The organism is Stenotrophomonas sp. 1337, assembly GCF_031455455.1.
GTDB classification, from domain to species: domain Bacteria; phylum Pseudomonadota; class Gammaproteobacteria; order Xanthomonadales; family Xanthomonadaceae; genus Stenotrophomonas; species Stenotrophomonas indicatrix.
Genome location: NZ_JAVDSR010000008.1, coordinates 193041 through 210770, shown reverse-complemented (window position 1 = coordinate 210770; position 17730 = coordinate 193041). Strand labels below are relative to the sequence as shown.

At 66.2% G+C, this 17730-nt stretch carries 12 protein-coding genes, 1 tRNA gene and 1 other RNA gene; 4 read left to right on the top strand and 10 right to left on the bottom strand.

All coding sequences use genetic code 11. The features are described 5' to 3' along the window. Nucleotides 1–204 precede the first annotated feature (204 nt). On the bottom strand, nucleotides 205–999 hold the full coding sequence (locus tag J2X70_RS13325) for an isocitrate lyase/phosphoenolpyruvate mutase family protein (RefSeq protein ID WP_309910706.1): 795 nt from the start codon (nucleotides 997–999) through the stop codon (nucleotides 205–207). 123 nt (nucleotides 1000–1122) lie between these two features. Here J2X70_RS13325 and J2X70_RS13320 point away from each other — a divergent pair, with 123 nt between their 5' ends. Beyond that, a complete protein-coding gene (locus J2X70_RS13320; protein WP_025878169.1) occupies nucleotides 1123–1566 on the top strand; it encodes a GNAT family N-acetyltransferase in 444 nt (147 codons plus the stop codon). A gap of 55 nt (nucleotides 1567–1621) precedes the next feature. Here the strand turns inward: J2X70_RS13320 and J2X70_RS13315 are convergent, their stop codons facing one another. From J2X70_RS13315 to sugE, 3 genes are all read right to left on the bottom strand, one after another. Continuing rightward, nucleotides 1622–10879 (bottom strand): autotransporter-associated beta strand repeat-containing protein, encoded by a 9258-nt coding sequence (locus J2X70_RS13315; RefSeq protein WP_309910703.1) that lies wholly within the window; start codon nucleotides 10877–10879, stop codon nucleotides 1622–1624. A gap of 166 nt (nucleotides 10880–11045) precedes the next feature. Continuing rightward, nucleotides 11046–11222 (bottom strand): hypothetical protein, encoded by a 177-nt coding sequence (locus J2X70_RS13310; protein WP_309910701.1) that lies wholly within the window; start codon nucleotides 11220–11222, stop codon nucleotides 11046–11048. 25 nt (nucleotides 11223–11247) lie between these two features. Beyond that, a complete protein-coding gene (gene sugE, locus J2X70_RS13305) occupies nucleotides 11248–11565 on the bottom strand; it encodes a quaternary ammonium compound efflux SMR transporter SugE (RefSeq protein ID WP_032977375.1) in 318 nt (105 codons plus the stop codon). Nucleotides 11566–11864: 299 nt separating this feature from the next. On the opposite strand from sugE, the gene ffs reads away from it, so the two are divergent. Further along, an RNA gene (gene ffs / locus J2X70_RS13300) (signal recognition particle sRNA small type) lies at nucleotides 11865–11961 on the top strand. A 76-nt stretch (nucleotides 11962–12037) separates the two neighbouring features. Here ffs and J2X70_RS13295 read toward each other — a convergent pair. Genes J2X70_RS13295 through J2X70_RS13285 form a run of 3 tightly spaced genes read right to left on the bottom strand, consistent with a single transcriptional unit; the run spans nucleotide 12038 to nucleotide 13940 of the window. Further along, nucleotides 12038–12427 carry a nuclear transport factor 2 family protein gene (locus J2X70_RS13295; protein WP_248151016.1) on the bottom strand — a complete coding sequence of 130 codons (390 nt, stop codon included), beginning with the start codon at nucleotides 12425–12427 and terminating at the stop codon, nucleotides 12038–12040. Next, a complete protein-coding gene (locus J2X70_RS13290) occupies nucleotides 12424–13191 on the bottom strand; it encodes an MBL fold metallo-hydrolase (RefSeq protein WP_025878163.1) in 768 nt (255 codons plus the stop codon). The genes J2X70_RS13295 and J2X70_RS13290 overlap by 4 nt, the downstream gene beginning before the upstream one ends. Further along, nucleotides 13191–13940: a 3-deoxy-D-manno-octulosonic acid kinase gene (locus J2X70_RS13285; RefSeq protein ID WP_025878162.1), complete on the bottom strand. Its 750-nt coding sequence runs from the start codon at nucleotides 13938–13940 to the stop codon at nucleotides 13191–13193. Before J2X70_RS13285 ends, J2X70_RS13290 begins: the two co-directional genes overlap by 1 nt. A gap of 20 nt (nucleotides 13941–13960) precedes the next feature. Here J2X70_RS13285 and J2X70_RS13280 point away from each other — a divergent pair, with 20 nt between their 5' ends. Next, nucleotides 13961–15007, top strand: coding sequence for a glycosyltransferase family 9 protein (locus tag J2X70_RS13280; RefSeq protein WP_025878160.1), 1047 nt, complete (start codon nucleotides 13961–13963; stop codon nucleotides 15005–15007). Between the two features lie 118 nt (nucleotides 15008–15125). Here the strand turns inward: J2X70_RS13280 and J2X70_RS13275 are convergent, their stop codons facing one another. Together J2X70_RS13275 and J2X70_RS13270 are read right to left on the bottom strand one after the other, a co-directional pair. Next, nucleotides 15126–15530, bottom strand: a complete 405-nt coding sequence (locus tag J2X70_RS13275) for a DUF6165 family protein (protein WP_025878158.1) — start codon at nucleotides 15528–15530, stop codon at nucleotides 15126–15128. A 220-nt stretch (nucleotides 15531–15750) separates the two neighbouring features. Next, nucleotides 15751–15841 (bottom strand) — tRNA-Ser (locus tag J2X70_RS13270). A 169-nt stretch (nucleotides 15842–16010) separates the two neighbouring features. Between J2X70_RS13270 and J2X70_RS13265 the strand changes: the two genes are divergently transcribed. After that, nucleotides 16011–16715, top strand: a complete 705-nt coding sequence (locus tag J2X70_RS13265) for a protein phosphatase 2C domain-containing protein (protein ID WP_025878157.1) — start codon at nucleotides 16011–16013, stop codon at nucleotides 16713–16715. 283 nt (nucleotides 16716–16998) lie between these two features. On the opposite strand, the gene dnaQ is transcribed toward J2X70_RS13265, so the two are convergent. Continuing rightward, nucleotides 16999–17727, bottom strand: coding sequence for a DNA polymerase III subunit epsilon (gene dnaQ / locus J2X70_RS13260; protein ID WP_025878156.1), 729 nt, complete (start codon nucleotides 17725–17727; stop codon nucleotides 16999–17001). Nucleotides 17728–17730: the final 3 nt, after the last annotated feature.

The window sequence follows — 17730 nt, the reverse complement described above, 5'->3', positions numbered from 1 at the left end:
CGCTTCGCCCCAAACGTTGCTGCGCAACGTTCGGGCCCCTCCCTTCGCCGGCCTCTCCCCGCCCCTGTCGGGGCAGCCCCTCAACAGAGGGGCTTGTTCCTCCAGCTATGGCAGTAGATCCACGCCATGCGTGGATGCCTCGGCCCGGTCGCATCGACTACCCGCCCGTGGTCGAGCCTGTCGGCGCGCCCCGTCTTGGCGCCCTCACCTTTCGCTGAACAGCTGGTTCAAGGCCGCATAGCCCGGTGCGCCCTCGGGCATCGCCATCACACCGCCGAGAAAATCCGTGGTCGCCGCAGCCATCGCCGCCCATGCATGCATGAACAAGGCCGGGCCCGCGCTCAGCCGCCGCACACCGGCCTGCGACAGCGCAGCAAACGGCGCCATCCCCGGCAGCCACATCAGGTTGAGAGGCAGCGACACGCCGCCGGCAACCGCAGCAACCTCGTCCAGCGCGCGAAGCCCGGGCACGAAGCCGCCGTCGGCACCGGCACGTGCATAGGCCTGCAGCCGATCGATGCTCATCCTGACCGCCTCATCCTCTTCAGCCAGGCCGCGCAGATACACATCGGTGCGCGCATTGATGAACAGCGATCGTCCGCTCAGCGCCGAACGGATGGCTGTGATCTTGCCCACCAGCGCCGCAGGGCTGCCGGCACCGTCTTCGATGTTGATCCCTACCGCACCCGCCTCCACCAGGCGCAGCACCCGCTCAGCGACCGCATCGGGGACATCGCTGTAACCGTCCTCGATATCGACCGTGACCGGCAGCGAAGTCACACCAACAATTTCCGAAACCCGCTGCAGCAGCGCGGTATCCGGCAGCGCACCGCCATCGGCATAACCGCAGGACCACGCCATGGCAGCACTCGATGTTCCCACCGCGACAGCTCCCAGCTGCTGGACCAGGCGGGCGCCACCGGCATCCCATACGTTGGGCAGCACATAGAGACCAGCGCGTTGATGGAGTTGAACGAAGTTCTGGTGAACGTTGGACATGGAACCTCCTGATGACGGGGACCCGCAGTCTGCGTCCGGACCGGTTTCCGGGCTCGCCATATCCGGACATCAATGGTCCGGACCTCGCGCACAATGTGCCCGCCACCACGATGACAGTCATTCATGACACCCCGCCCCTACCGCTGCACCGACATCACCGCCTGCCTGTCGATCTTCGACAGCAACGTGCCCACCTACTTCGCACCCGCAGAGCGGGGTGACTTCGAGCGCTTCCTGCACGAACATGCCGTGCAGCGCGCCTTCCAGGTGATCGAGGTCGAGGGCCAGGTGGTGGCCTGCGGCGGCCTCTGGCACTGCGGCGATGGCAGCGCCAGCTTGTGCTGGGGCATGGTCGAACGAAGTCGCCACAGACAGGGGCTGGGACGCGCGCTGGCAGTGGCCCGCCTGCATCAGGCTGAAGCAGACCCATCGATCCAGCGCATCACGCTCAGCACCAGCCAGCACACGCAGGGCTTCTATGCCGGCCTCGGCTTCCAGGTGGTACGCGTGGTAGCCGATGGCCACGGTGCCGGAATCGACGCCGTGGAGATGCAGCGGGTGCTGTAACCCGGCTCTCGACGGATCCACGCATGGCGTGGATCCGTCGAAGACACGCGCTGGCTCAGAACCCGACGCGCAGGTTCAACTGGCCACCGATATCGTTGCGACCGTCGCCATGCTGGCCCTGCACGAACAGCGACAGCTGGCTGCTGCGTCCCAGGCCGACGGCCACACCGACCTGGCTGACCAGTGCGTTGCGCGCCATCACGGCACTGTAGGCATCGAACGCAGTGCCGCCGACGGCGAAGCTCTGCCGGCTGGCCACGTCGGTGTCACCGGACGCATGCTGCCAGCCCAGGCCGACCGTCAGCTGTGCCGGATAGCGCTCGCCGCTGCCCACATCCCAGCGGCCGCGTACGCCGACGGTGCTGACATTGAGCGTGTCCTTGCCGCCCTCCAGCACCAGCGCCGCGCTGCCGCCCTGCTCCACCGCGCGATCGCTGTCCACCCAGTGCTTGGTGAACTGCACATACGGTTGCAGTTGCGTCCTGCCATGGGTCCAGGTCCAGCTGCCTTCGATCTGGGCGATGGTGACATCCGAATCCTGGCGGCTGTGCAGCGTCTGTGCCAGCAGCGGCACTTCACGCGTGGTGCGCGTGCGGTAATCGCCGCGCGACACACTGCCACCGACCGCAAATCCGTTGTTCCACTCGCCCTGCGCATACAGTCCATAGGTGTTGCCACGCAGGCGTGCGCGCGACTGGCGATCGTACAGCCGCGTATCCAGCCGCTCGCTGCCCGCCGCCGCACCCAGCACCACATGCTCGCCGAGCTTCCAATCGACGCCGGCCATCAGTGCATTGCGGTTGGCACGGATCTCGTCACCGTTGCCATCGCCGTCCTGCTTGAACACCTTGCCGCTACCCGCCAGCCATGCCGAAGCACGCTCGCCACGCACCGTCGGCAACTCGCTGCCAAGACGCTGGCGGATGCCCTCTTCCAGGTAGTTGTCGTACAGCAGCACTGCACGGCTGGCTGCATGCACTTCACCGGAGAGCTGGTTGAACGCGTTGCGCGCGGTGGCGGTGTCGTAGGCCAGCAGCGTGTTGTACAGGCCCAGCGCCGCGCCGGTCTGCGGCAGGCTGTCCAGCGCCGATGCCACGCCCAGCTGGTTGCGGGTCTGCGCAGCCGTGACGAAGGCCGCTGTCTGCTTCACATCGATCTTCAGCTGCGCGGCATTCGCTGTGTAGACCGGGCTCAGTGAGAGGAACGCCGAGGTGGTGGTGGGAGGCACGAACTGCCCGCTGACGCCGCCGCCTGCGTTGATGATCGTGTACTGCTGGCCCTGCTGGTAGCTGGTGTTCGGGTCGATGGCATTGACCACCACCGATGCACCACCGATGTTCGCGCTGCCGCCCACCTGCACCACGTCACTGCCGGTAGCGCCCAGGTCGACCGACAGCGTGCTGCCCGGTGCCAGGGTCAGGTTGCCGCCCACGGTGATCGCGCCCGTACCGTTGCCGCCACTGCTGCCATTGCCCGGGCCGTTGCCCGGCGACAGCACACCGCCGCTGCTCACGGTGACGCCGCCAGCGCTGCCGCCGATGGTGCCGGTACCCGACAACGTGGTGCCGCTGCCGATGGTCCATTGGCCACCGACGGTGCCGGTGACATTCAGGCCACCACCGGTGACCTGACCGGTACCGGTGAATCCGCCACTGTTGCCGCCCAGGTTGAGCAGGCCAGGGCCGGCCTGCACGATGCTGCCCGCGCCACTGATGCTGCCACCCAGCGTGGTGGTGCTGCCGGTGTTGACCACCAGGCCACCGTTGTTGGTGATGTTGCCGGTGACCGCGCCGCTGGCGCCGCCGTTGCCGATCTGCACGGTACCGCCGGTGTTGATCGTGGTGCCACCGGTATAGGTGTTGTTGCCGGTAAGGACCAGCGTGCCGCTGCCGGCCTGGGTCAACCCGCCGCTGCCACTGACCACGCCACCAAGCGTGGTATTGCCGCCGACGTTGAACACCAGGCTGCCGTTGTTGCTGACGTTGCCGGTGATCGCACCCGTGGCGCCACCATTGCCCACCTGCAACGTACCGCCGGTGTTGATGGTGGTACCGCCGGTGTAGGTGTTGTTGCCGGTCAGGGTCAGCGTACCGGCACCGGCCTGGGTCAGACCGCCGCTGCCGCTGACCGCGCCCGCGAGCGTAGTGTTGCCACCCACGTTGAACACCAGGCTGCCGTTGTTGCCGACGTCGCCGATGATCGACCCCGTTGCACCACCATTGCCCACCTGCAGGGTGCCACCGGTATTGATGGTGGTGCCGCCGGTATAGGTATTGTTGCCGGTCAGCGTCAGCGTGCCGCTGCCGGCCTGGGTCAGGCCACCGCTGCCGCTGACGGTGCCACCGAGTGTCGTGTTGCCCGACAGGTTGACCACCAGTGCGCCGTTGTTGGTCACGTCGCCGACGATCGCACCGGTCGCGCCGCCATTGCCGATCTGCAAGGTGCTGCCACCGTTGATGGTGGTTCCACCGGTGTAGGTGTTGTTGCCGGTCAGGGTCAACGTGCCGGTGCCGGTCTGCACCAGGCCACCGCTTCCACCGATGGTGCCACCGAAGGTGGTGCTGGCATTGCTGCCGCCGGTGGTCAGGGTGGAACCGCCGAGCACCACGTTGCCGCTGGCAACACCGGCCAGGCCACCAATGGCCTGGTTGCCGGCCGCACTGATGTCCAGCGTTCCGGCGCCGGCCAGGTTCACCGTGCTGGCCGAGGACAGGCTGCCACCGGCGGCGACCGCCAGGGTGCCGCTGTTGATCGTCGTGGTGCCGGTGTAGCTGCTGGCGCCGCCCAGGGTCACCGTCGCCGCACCATCCTTGAGCAGGCTGCCACTGCCGGCGATGTCACCGTCCAGCGTCAGCGGCGTGCCCCCCAGCAGGGTCAACGTGCCGCTTGCCAGCTGCACGTTGTTGGCCAGGGTCAGCGGCACACTGCCGTCCAGCGTGGCGTCACCGCCTACGGTCAGCGTGCCGGTGCCCAGGGCACCACTGCTGCCCAGCGACAGACCACCGGCGTTGAGCGCCACTCCGCCACCGAAGGTGTTGCTGCCGGTGAGGCCGAGCACGCCGGCACCGTTCTTGACCAGGCCACCGGCGCCACTGATGTCCCCGGCAAAGGTGCTGTTGCCCGCTGCGTTGGTGGTCAGTGTGTTGCCGCCAAGGCTGATCGTGCTGCCGGCAACGCCGGACAATGTACCGATGGCCTGGTTGCCACCGCTGGAGATGTCAAAACCGGTACCGGCGTTGGCCAGGTTCACTGCGCCGGTTGCGGCCAGGCTGCCACCGGCGCCGATCGCCAGCGTGCCGGCGTTGATGGTGGTGCCGCCCGTGAAAGTGTTGGTGCCGGTCAATGTTTCGGTACCGGTGCCCTCCTTGATCAGTCCACCAGTGCCGCCGATCGAACCACTGAACACACCATTGGTGGCATCGCCGATGGTCAACGTGTTCGCGCCGAGGTTGACCGTGCCATTGCCGATCAGCGTGCCGAATACCTGCGTGCCGCTGCCGGCCGAAAGATCGAAGGTGGCACCCGTGGCCAGATTGACGATACCGCCTGCGCTGAGGCTGGCACCGGCACCGAGCGCGAGCGTGCCCGCGTTGATGTAGGTGCCGCCGGTATAGGTGTTGGTGCCGTTCAACGTGAGGGTAGCAACGCCGTCCTTGGTCAAGCTGCCGGCCCCCGACAGGTTGCCGTTGAGGGTGAGATCGTTGCTGCCAAGTACGGTCAGGCCCGCGTTGAGCACCACGTTGTTGGCCAAGGTCACCGCACTGCTGGAATCAAGCGTGGAAGCGCCCCCCACCGTCAACGTGCCGGTTCCCAGCGCAGCGTTGTTGCCCACCACCAGGCCGCCGGCATTGAGGGTGACGCCGCCACCAAACGTGCTGGCACCGTTGAGGGTCTGCACGCCGCTGCCATTCTTGACCAGCCCACCGCTGCCGGTCAGGGCACCGTTGAAGGTCGCGTCGGTGGTACCTCCCAGCGTCAGGCTGTTGCCCCCCAACGACACCGTGCTGCCGGCCACGCCCGCCAGCGAACCGACGCTCTGGTTGCCGCCGGCGGAGATGTCGAAGGTGCCGGTACCGGCCAGGTTCACCGCGCCGGTCGGCGACAGGCTGCCGCCCGCCCCGATCGCCAGCGTGCCGCTGTTGATGACCGTGCCGCCGGTGAAGGTGTTGCTGCCGGTCAGGGTGACCGTCGCCGCGCCGTTCTTGATCAGGCCACCATCGCCGATGACCGCCCCGCCCAGCGTCAATGCATTGCTGCCAAGCAGGTTGAGCGTGGCACCGGCCAGCAGGCCGATGTCGTTGCCGAGGTTCGCAGCGATGCTGCTGTCCAGTGATGCGTTGGCGCCCACGGTCAGCGCGCCGGTACCCAGCGCGGCATTGTTGCCCACCACCAGGCCGCCACCGTTGAGTGCCCCCCCGCCACCGAAGACGTTGGCGCCGCCCAACGTCTGGATGCCCGTACCGTTCTTGACCAGCCCGCCGGTCCCACCGATCACGCCATCGAAGGTCCCGTTGCCAACGCCGCCGAAGGTCAGCGTATTTCCGCCCAGCGCCACGGTGCTGCCAGCGACGCCGTTGAGCGCGCCGATGGTCTGGTTGCCAGCAGCGGAGATGTCGAAGCCGGTGCCCGGCGCGGAAAGCGTGACTGCACCGGTTGCCGCCAGGCTGCCACCGGCACCGATCGCCAGCGTTCCCGCATTGATCAGGGTGCCACCGGTGAAGGTGTTGGTACCGGTCAGCGTTTCAGTACCGGTCCCCTCCTTGATCAGGCCGCCGGTGCCGGCAATGGAGCCGCTGAAGACACCGTTGGTCGGTCCGCCGACAGTGATCGAGTTTGCGCCCAGGTTGACCGTGCCACTACCGGTCAGGGTGCCGAAGGTCTGGGCACCGTTGCCCGCGGAGAGATCCAGCGTAGCGCCGGTTGCCAGGTTGACGATGCCGCTGGCGGCCAGGCTTGCACCTGCTCCCAGGGCCAGCGTGCCGGCGTTGACGTTGGTGCCGCCGGTATAAGTGTTCACGCCGTTCAAGGTCAGCGTGGCAGCACCATTCTTGGTCAGGCTGCCGGTGCCGGAGATCACCCCGTTGAGCGTCAGCGCGTTGCTGCCCAGCACGGTCAGGCCGGCATTGAGGGCGATGTTGTTGACCAGTGTTGCCGCCAGGCTGGTGTCGAGGGTGGCCGCGCCACCCACGGTCAGCGCACCACTGCCCAGTGCCGCATCATTGCCGAGCAGCAGGCCACCGGCATTGAGGCTGACGCCGCCGCCGAAGGTGTTGGCAGCGGACAGCGTCTGCACGCCCGCGCCCACCTTGACCAGGCCACCGCCTCCGCTGATCACGCCATCGAACACCGCATCGGCTGCCGTACCAAAGGTCAGCGAGTTTCCTCCCAGCGCGACCGTCGAACCGACCACGCCATTCAACGCGCCGATGGTCTGGTTGCCGGTTGCCGCCGATAGGTCAAAGCCCGCGCCAGCGCCGCCGAGGGTGACGTCACCCCCGACAGCCAGGCTGCCGCCTGCGCCAAGCGCCAGGGTTCCGGCATTGATCGTGGTGCTGCCGGCGTAGGTGTTCGCATTGGCCAGGGTCAGTGTGGCTGCACCGTTCTTGACCAGTGCACCATTGCCGGACACCACGCCGCCGAGCGTCAGCGCATTGCTGCCCTGCAGGGCAAGCGTCGTGCCCGAGGCCAGGTTGATCGCGTTGCCTACGGTGTAGGCGGCGGCAGTATCCAGCGTTGCATTGCCGCCGACGTTGAGCGCACCCGTTCCCAGAGCGCCAGCGTTGCCCAACTGCAGGTTGCCGCCATTCAACGCCAGGCCGCCACTGAAGCCGTTGGCGTTGCCGAGGGTCAACGTACCAGCGCCGTTCTTGACCAGACTGCCGGTGCCGGAAATCACGCCATCGAGCGTGAGTGCGTTGCTGCCGATCAGCGTCAGTGCCGAGCCGGCGCCAAGGTTGACCGCATTGGTCAGGTCAAGCGCAATGCTGTTATCCAGGCTGGCGTTCGCAGCAACGTTCAGCGCACCGGTTCCCAGCGCTCCACTGTTGCCCAGCAACAGGCCGCCGCCCGCCAGGTTCAGGCCGCCACCGAAGGTATTGGCACCGTTGAGCGTCAACACCGTGGCGCCGTTCTTCGCCAGGCCACCGTCGCCGGACACCACGCCGCCCAGCGTGATGTTCTGGCTGCCGGGGAGCGTAAGAATCGCACCGGTACCCAAGGCCACGTTGTTGCTCAGGTTCAGCGCAACCGCCGCGTCCAGCGACACGTTGCCGCCGATGTTCAGCGCGCCGGTGCCGGCCGCCGCACTGCTGCCCAGCAGCACGCTGCCGGCATTGAGGTTGAGGCCACCACTGAAGCCATTGGTGCCGTTCAAGGTCAACAGCGAGGCGCCGTTCTTGGTCAGGCTGCCGACGCCGGAGATGTCGCCGGTCAGGGTGATGTTGTTGCTGCCGCCCAGGGTCAGTGCGGCACCGAGGTTGACCGCGTTGCCCAGGGTCAGCGCAGAGCTGCCGTCCAACGTCGCGGCACCGTTGACGCTGAGCGCGCCGGTGCCCAGTGCACCGCTGTTGCCCAGCAGCAGACCGCCAGCATTGAGCGCGACGCCGCCGGTGAAGGTGTTTGCGCCGGTCAACGTCTGTACGCCACTTCCGTTCTTTACCAGGCCTCCGCCGACGCCACTGATCACACCGGCGAAGACCTGGTCGGCCGCACTACCAAAGGTGAGCGTATTGCCGCCCAATGCCACGGTGGAACCTGCCACGCCGGACAGTGCACCGATGGTCTGGTTACCACCCAGGGAAAGATCCAGCGCCGCCCCAGCCCCCGACAGGCTGACCGCGCCAGTCGCGGCCAAGCTGCCACCACTGCCCAGCGCCACCGTGCCGGCAGCAACGTTCAAGCCACCGGTGAAGGTATTGGCGCCGTTGAGCGTCAGTGTCGAAGCCCCGCTCTTTATCAGGCCGCCACCACCGGAAATCGCACCGCCCAGTGTCAGCGCGTTGCCACCCAGCACGTTCAACGAGCCTGCCGCGCCGATGATCACGTCATTGCCCAGGGTCAGGGCTGAAGAGGTATCCAGCGTCGCAGCGTTGTTGATGTCCAGCAGGCCGGTACCGAGCGCACTGCTGTTGCCCAGCAGCAGGCCGCCACCGTTGACGACGAGGCCGCCACTGAACGTGTTGGTGCCGTTCAACGTGAGCAGAGATGCGCCGTTCTTGCCAAGGTTGCCGACGCCGGAGATCACCCCGTTCAACACCACGGGCTGGCCGCCCTGCAGCGCGAGCGAGCCACCGGCGCCGAGCGTGATGTCGTTGGCCAGGGTGAGCGCTGCGGTGGTGCCATCCAGCGTGACCTCGCCGCCCACGCTCAGCACACCCGTTCCCAATGCACCGTTGTTGCCGAGCAGCAGGCCGCCGCCATTCAGGGCAAAACCACCGGTCAAGCTGTTGCTGCCGGACAGTGTCTGCACTCCGGTACCGACCTTGACCAGGCCACCGGTAGTGCCAGTGAAGTTGCCGGCGAAGGAGGTATTGCCGAGACCGCCTAGAGCAAGTGTGCGAGTGCCCAGGCTGACCGTTCCACCAAGCCCGGACAGCGAGCCGACGGTCTGGTTGGCTGCGGCAGTGAGGTCCAGCGACGTGCCTGCCGTGAGCGAGATCGCAGCGGTCGGTGACAGGCTGCCACCTGCACCGAGCGCCAACGCGCCGCCCGCGATCGAGACATTGCCGGTAAGCGTGTTTGCACCGCCCAGGGTGAGCGTGCCGGCGCCGTTCTTCACCAGGTTGCCGGCACCAGACAGCGCACCGTTCAACGTCAACGCATTGGTGCCGACCAGATTCAGACTGCCACCACCGTTGACGACGATGTTGTTGGCGAGATTGAAGGCCCCGCTGGTATCCAGCGACGCGGCACCACCTACCGTCAGGTTGCCGCTGCCCAGCGCACCTGCGTTGCCCAGCAGCAATCCGCCAGCATTGAGGTTGACGCCACCACCGAACAGGTTCGCGCCGCCCAGCGTGACCACACCGGTGTTGGTCACGGTCAGGCCGCCAGCACCGGACAGCACACCACTCAAGCTGAAGGGGTTGGTGCCGCCCAACGTCAGTCTGCCAGTGTTGAGCGCAAAGGAATTTGCAAGCGTGAGCCCGCCCGCCGATGCCGCGATGGCGCCGCCGTTGACGTTGAAGGTACCGGTACCGAATGACGCCGCGTTGTTGAAGTTGACCAAGCCATCGTTGATCGTGGCACTGGTTCCGGTCCAGGCACCTTGCAGATTCCAGGTACCACTGTTGACGGTCAGGTTCTCGAATCCAGTGTAATTGCCCCAAACGAGGTTGGTCACCGTCCCGCCGGTACCCGCGCCCGGGCCCGAAGCGCTGTTCTGCAGCAGCAGGCGATCGCTGGCACCGGTACCGCCATCGACAATGCCGGCAGCGGCCAGATTCACGCCTACGGTGCCCAGAACGCCCGCAATGCCCGTTGCCAGCACGCCGCGGTTGACGCTTGAACCGGACACGGCGGTGAACGTGTTTCCCGTCGTCGTGGAGTTGCCCAGGTGCACGCTGCCGGTGATGCTGCCGGCGTTGATCACATGGTTGCCCGCTGTTGATCCGCCCAGACCTATGCGGCCGGTGATGCTGCCGCTGTTGGTGAGGTTGGTCTGCGCACCGCCGTAGCTGACGATGGCAGCGGCGTCGGCAGTGGTGAACAGCCCCGCCCCGAGGATGGACATGTCCACGGTGCCGTCATTGGTGATGTTGGTGACACCACCGGCAGCGTTCTGCGTGACCAGTGCCTGTCCACCAAACCCAAGAATCGAACCGATGTTGACCAGGCCCTTGATGCTGCCGCCCGCCTGGTTGTTGACGTTGATGGTATTGCCACCGGCAGTGTTGTTGCCCAGCACCATGCCTGCCGCCGCAAGGCTCAAGCCGCCGTTGATGGTGGGATCGATCGTGCCCTGGTTGTTCACCGTGATGCCGTTGCCGGACAGCGTCACCGCAGTGCCCCCCAGTACCGGCGGCACGCTCAGCACCGCGCCGGTGGCGATGTTCAGGGTCACGCCATTGGCGGTACTGGAAAGATTGTTCTGGTCCGTCGCGCCATCGCAGGTAATCACCGCACCGGCCGTGGTGCAGGCTGCAAACGCCGAGCCGCTGGCCAGTGTGGCCGCCAACGCCACTGCCAATCGCTGTAGTTTCATCCCGCGCCGTGTTGCCGTGATACCGCCTCCCGTCGGATTCTGGGTGATTTCCGAGGCCACCTGCATCACACCCAGGGCACGGTTGAAAACCAGACGGTAAATGCGGTTCATCGGTGAATCTCCATGATAATGACCGGTGGCACAGCAGGCAGGTTTTTTGGAGGTGATGTCGTCCTGCCCTGCTCCACTCGGGAACAAGACCTGCGGTATCAACCTTGAAAAACAGTCACACTTTCACGTGCAAGCGCTGCAGGAACTGCGCGCCGCTGCACGTCCGTCAGCGCGAAAACTCCCCGGTTTCGCTTGACGAATGGGCGCACTGTGCGGCCGTCAACGCCAGCACCACGTGAATCCGGCGCGTTATTTTCATGATGGCCGTCAAATAATCACGGCAGTCGTCACGACTTTGCCGAAAATGCATATTCTCTTGTTTCTGCAGAACGGGAATATCCATATTCCCGCCGCATTCGTAACCGGCCTCAGCTGCTGGAGAGTTTCATCAGAACCAGGCCGGCGACGATCAGTACCGCCGCGCCAATCCGCATCGGGCTGACCTGCTCGCCCAGGAACACGATGCCGACCACGAAAGCACCGACCGCGCCGATACCGGTCCAGATCGTATAGGCGGTGCCCAGCGGCAGGCTGCGCATGGCGACGGCCAACAGCCAGAAGCTGGCGATCATGCCGACGATGGTGATGACGGTGGGGGTGAGTTTGGTGAAGCCTTCAGACTGCTTCATCGACACGGCCCAGACGATTTCCAGCAGGCCGGCAAACAACAGATAGATCCAGGCCATGACAGCCCTCCTTTGGTAGGGCCAGGCCGTCCTGGTCATTGAATCCCGATGTGGGGGAGGTCGTTCCTCCTGGGACCGGATTCTAGCAACGGCGGCAGCCACCGGCCGACGCTGGGCGCACAGGGTTACATCGGATTCAGTGCATGAAGCTGGCATCAACGCACCTGCCTGCGCTAGAATGCGCGTCTGCCATCGGTAAGCCGATGTGCAGTCCGGCTGTGGTCTCCGGCGCACAATGCGCTGCTTCCCCTGATCCGTGAATCGGCCGCCTCCGGGCGGCCAACGTCTCTATGGTGGCCCCGTCGGCCCCTCGCGACGCTAGGTCGAAAACTCCGCCAGGGCCGGAAGGCAGCAACGGTATCGATCGACGCGGGCGCCGAGGTCAGCCGGCGGGGCCACCGCCTTTTCGGCGAAGCCCCGCTCCGGTAGATGCCAACCTTGGTTGGCGCCCTTCGCCGGGCATGCCCCGGCGCTACCGCGCCTCAGGCGTACCCTGATGGAACACCATCCGCCAGCCCGTTGAATGCTGACGCCACAGCGAGCTGCGCAGCACCCACCGCTGCGGCTGGTCATCGACGTGATAGCGACTGCGGTAACGCACCTGGGCCAAGCCCTCTGCCAGCATCCACACGGCGTACTGGTCCGACTCGATCACCACCTGCGCACGCTCCAGCGGGATCTCTTCCAGCGCGGCCTCACGGCCGTAGCACTGGCCGGAGCTGCCGATCTCGCTGAAATCCTCATCCAGCAATGCCGCCAGACGCTCATGGTCTGCGCGCACCTGCGGGCAATGCAGTGCGCGTTCCAACCCCTCCAGTTCGGCGGCCAGCGCCGGTGAAGCGGCGGCGCCAGCGCTGCTCACGGCGGATCCTGCGCCAGCACGTGCGGGGCGGTCGGCGCGGCCAGCACAACACACTGGCCCGGCTGTGCCACCCGGTGCCCGCGCGCGGCCAGGGCCTGGCCATCGGCCACGCTGGCGTAGTGGTACAGCATCATCCGTGCCTGCAGCTCGGCGCTGTACTCGCGCTCCAGGTCATCCACCCCGGTATGCGAAGGATTGCCGTGCAACCCGCAGTCGTGGGCGATCAGTTCGTTGTCACTGGCATAGCGCGCCAGCATTTCCGGAATCGGCCTGGTGTCGCCGCTCCAGGTCAGCGCGCCCTGCAGGCGCAGGCCATAGGCCGTCTCCGGCCAGTGGTGCCGCACGGGGAACACCTCCAGCCGCACACCCTCGTGCCAGAACGCATCGCCCACCACGATCAGCTGGAAGGCATCCCAGAAGTTGGCGCCGCCCTCGGCCAGCACGTTCGGGTAATCGCCGATGCGCTTGTGCAGCAGCGGCACCACCGTGGCCGGCACGTACAGGCGCACCTTGCCGCGCCGCTGCGCGCTGAAGAAGGTATCCACGAACAGCCGTTCGAAACCGGCCACGTGATCCAGGTGCACATGGGTAACGAACAGCGCCTGCGGCATATGCCCGTAATGGGCCTTGAAGGCAGTCAGGCCTTCGCCGCCGCAGTCGATGGTCAGCCACGGCCGGCCATCACGCTCGATCACCGACATCGGCGAACCCAGCTCGACCGCCGACGCATTGCCGACGCCGAGGAAACGCAACGACCAGTCCATCAGGTGCCCCGGTTCCAGGCCATGTCATAGGCGCGGCGCAGGCGCGCGTAGTCTTTTTCCACGTCTTCCACGCTGCGCTCACCGCGCAGCTTGATCAGCGAGCGCAGCAGGCGCTTGAGATTGCGCTCGCGCCAGGCAGTGGCCGGGATGCGGATCACCCCGCGATCGAAGTCGATCAGCCAGCCATGGCCGTTGCCATCGAACAGGATGTTGTGCGCATTGAGATCGGCATGGTCCAGCCCGGCACGGTGGAAGCGCGCGATCATCCGCCCGGTTTCCTCCCACGGCGCCCCGCGCCCGGCCACCAGTGCGCGGTCGGCCAGCGAGCGCACCCCTTCGATCCGTTCCATCAGGATCGCGGCGCGGTAGCGCAGGCCTTCACGCATGTAGAAGGCGGCAATCGGCCTGGGCACCGGCAGCTTCTTCTCGCGCAGCGCGCGCATCAACCGGAATTCGGCAAAGCTGCGGGTCCGGTCCGCCCCCCGCCAGATGTACTGGTCGTGGCTGATCCGGGCCGCCAGCCCCCCGCGCAGGTAGTGCCGCAGTACGCTGGCGCCGAACGGCGCATCCACGAACCAGGCGCTGCCACGGCCGCCCTCACCCACCGGCCGGGCCTTGCCGGCCCAGTGCTGTGGCGAGAACAGACCGATGTCGGCTTGCCGCAGCCGCTCGCGGTCGAACAGAATGGCCCCGATGCCGCGACCCTCGCGGCATGGCGTCAGCGCTTCATTGGCGTCGAATGCGACCATTCCTTTGAGTCTAACAACACATGGCATCAGCGTCCTCCTCCTTGTGTCTTCTGCGCCTGTCCGCTCTTGGCGATGTGACCCACGTAGTGCCGCTGGTGCGCACCCTGCAGGCCGCGCGCCCGGACACGCCGATCCACTGGATCATCGACAAGGTCGGGCAGAAGCTGCTCGATGGCCTGCCGGGCGTCACCTTCCACGCCTACGACAAGAAGACCGGCATGGCCGGAGTGAAGGAGCTGCGCAAGCAGTTGCCACCCGGGCGTTTCGAGGCCCTGCTGCAGATGCAGGTGGCGTTCCGCGCCAACGTGCTGTCCGCCTTCATTCCTGCCGAGCGCCGCATCGGTTACGACCGCAGCCGCTCCAAGGATCTGCACGGCCTCTTCATCAACGAACGCATCCCTGATCGCCCGGGCATCCATGTGCTCGATGCCATCGGCAGCTTCTGCGAGCCGCTGGGCCTGCGCCAGACCGATGTCAGCTGGGACCTGCCCGTGCCGCAGGCAGCCTATGACTGGGCCGCTGCGCAATGGCAGGACGATGGCCGGCCGGTGCTGATGATCTCGCCCTGCTCCAGCCACGTGCGCCGCAACTGGTACGCCGACCGCTATGCCGAGGTCGCCAACCATGCCGTCACGCGCGGTTGGCGGGTCGTGCTGTGCGGCGGCCGCAGCGAACTGGAGCGCAGCATGGCCGACGCCATCCAGGCCCAGCTGGATGTTCCGGCACTGGACCTGGTCGGCAAGGACACGCTCAAGCAGTTGCCGGCCCTGCTGGCCCGCGCCAATCTGGTGATGACCCCGGACTCTGGCCCGATGCACATTGCCAACGCAATGGGTACCAAGGTGCTGGGCCTGCATGCGGCCAGCAACCCGAACCGCAGCGGCCCGTATTCGGACCGCCGCTACTGCGCGGACCGCTACGACGACGCGGCGCGCAAGTATCTGGGCAAGCAGGCAGCCGACCTCAAGTGGGGCACCAAGATCGAATTCGACGACGTGATGGAACTGATCACCGTCGAGGACGGCATTGCCGCGTTCGAGCGTTACGTCGCCGACCATCTGGGGTGAGTGGCACGCCGGGCAGCTGAGCGCTGTCTACTGGGTGCGGACCTTGGTCCGCACCGTCCCGCAACCCGGGAGATCCATCCACGCATGGCGTGGATCTACTGCGTCGGGCCGCCCGGGATTACGCGCGCTGCGTGTAATCCTGGTAGGACTTCTCTTCCACGTACGCCGAACCCAGCGCCAGGTTGATCGCCTTCTTGATGCGTGCGCGTTCGTCGTTGCGCAGGTACACGCTGCGCGCCAGGTCGATGAACCCCTGATCGAACGCCTGCGCCTTGTCCTTCAGGCGGATGTCGTCCTCGATCTCCCACAGCTGCTCGTTGACCGACTTCAGCTCGGCGCGCAGCTTGGCGATGTCCTTCACTGCCGCCGGGTGCGCCATCCACGTGGTTTCCAGCGCGGACAGCTCCTTGCGTACGTTGGCCAGCTTGCCTTCGTCACTGATGCGCTCGGACTTGATCTGCAGGATCGAGATCTTGTCCAGCAGCTCGCCGAATGAAACGGGGACGAGGATTTCAGCGGTCATCGTGGCGGCTCCAGCAGGTGATGACGTACATGGTAACCCGCCGCACGCGAACAGCATCCACGCATGGCGTGGATCTACTGAAGCATCCGCAGGAAGGCCGGCAAAGGGAGGGGCCCGAACGTTGCATCGCAACGTTTGGGGCGACGCGCGAAGCGTCGTCGCATCCCCGCGCCAGATTAAAAAAGAAGGGCTGCCTTTCGGCAGCCCTTCTTTTTTAATCTGGCGGAGAGGGGGGGATTCGAACCCCCGAGGCGCTATAAACGCCTGCCTGATTTCGAGTCAGGTACATTCAACCGCTCTGCCACCTCTCCAGATGTTCCCCGGCGAACCGGGGACGCGCATCATACGAGGAAGCGCGGCTGACGACAAGTCATTGCGCCCAATGAAGTGAAATTTTCCTGACTGCATGGCTTGCCGGATGTCCGCTTGGCCGTGATGATGCCGTTCTCCCCGGCATTACCCCCTCGCCCAGCACCCACCATGATCGAATTCGGACATCTCACCCACCCCGGCCTGCGCCGCGAGCTCAATGAGGACACCTATTACGGTGACGGCGAGCTGGCCCTGTGGCTGGTAGCCGACGGCATGGGCGGGCACGCCTGCGGCGAGGTGGCCAGCGCACTGGCGCGCGAGACCATCGTGCGTGAGATCCGCCGTGGCGCGCCGTTGGCGCAGGCGATCCGCACCGCCGACGAAGAGATCATCCGCGCCTCGCGCCGGCGCAACGACAGCCTGCCGATGGGCACCACCGTGGTCGCTGCACGGGTGCAGGGCAACCGTTACGAAGTGGCCTGGGTCGGCGACAGCCGCGCCTATCTGTGGCGCGATGGCCAACTTGCCCAGCTCAGCCAGGACCACAGCGTGGTGCAGGAACTGGTCGCGCAGGGCAACCTGACCGCCGAGCAGGCGCGCGCCCATCCCCACCGCAACGTGGTCACCCAGGCACTGGGCGTCACCGACCCGGCACACCTGAACGTGGCGACCACCAGCGGCGAGCTGCGCCCGGGCATGCAGTTGCTGCTGTGCAGTGATGGCCTGACCGAGGAAGTGGATGACCGCGGCATCGCCCGCACCCTCGCCTTCGACGACGCCAGCGCGCAGGAATGCGTGGACAGCCTGGTCGCCTCCGCCCTCGACGGCGGCGGCTCGGACAACATCACCGTGATCCTGGTGCGCTGCCACTGATGCCGGCTGGAGGCAAGCCCCCTGAGTCAGGGGGCGGCCGCGAAGCGGCGGGGGTCTGGGTGCTGGTGAGACGGGGCCCACGATTTGCAGCGCAAATTGTGGGGCGCCAGCGCGATTGCGCTGGCGCGTCATCGGACAACATCACCGTGATCCTGGTGCGCTGCCACTGATCCACGCCATCCACGCATGGCGTGGATCTACAGTAGAGCCACGCCATGCGTGGCTGCATTTCACACGCATCACCACGCCATGCGTGGCTGCATTTCGCACGCCACCGCTGCGCCTACGCGCTCGCGGCTTCTTCCACCTTCGGGCCGTCCCACAACGCGTGGCCGGCCTTCTTGCGCAGCCGTTCCAGACGCGCCGCATGCGCTTCCTGCTCCGACGGCGTGGCCACCACGCGCGGCCGCGGCAGCAGCTTGGACGCATCGAACGCCTGCAACGCCGCAGCGCCACCGGCATCGTCATCGCCCAGCCCGAAGCCAATCTCCTCCTGGCCCGAGGTCAACGCGATGTACACATCACCCAGGATCTGCGCATCCAGCAGACCGCCATGCAGGGCCCGGTGCGAGTTGTCCACGCCCAGTCGCTTGCACAGGGCGTCGAGCGAGTTGCGCTGGCCCGGGAAGCGCTCGCGCGCCAGCGCCAAGGTATCGATCACCGTGCAGCGGTCGGTGATCTTCCCGTACTGCTCTCCCAACAGGGAAAGCTCATTGTCGAGAAAGCCCAGGTCGAACGCGGCGTTGTGGATGATCAGCTCGGCGCCATCGATGAAGGCCAGGAACTCCTCCACGACCTGCGCGAACTCCGGCTTGTCGGCGAGGAATTCCAGGGTCAGGCCGGTCACTTCCTGCGCACCCTGTTCGAATTCGCAGTCCGGCTTCAGGTACTGGTGATAGGTATTGCCGGTCGGGCGGCGCTTGAACAACTCGACGCAGCCGATTTCGACGACGCGGTTGCCCTTCTTCCACTCCAGGCCGGTGGTTTCGGTATCAAGGATGATCTGACGCATGGG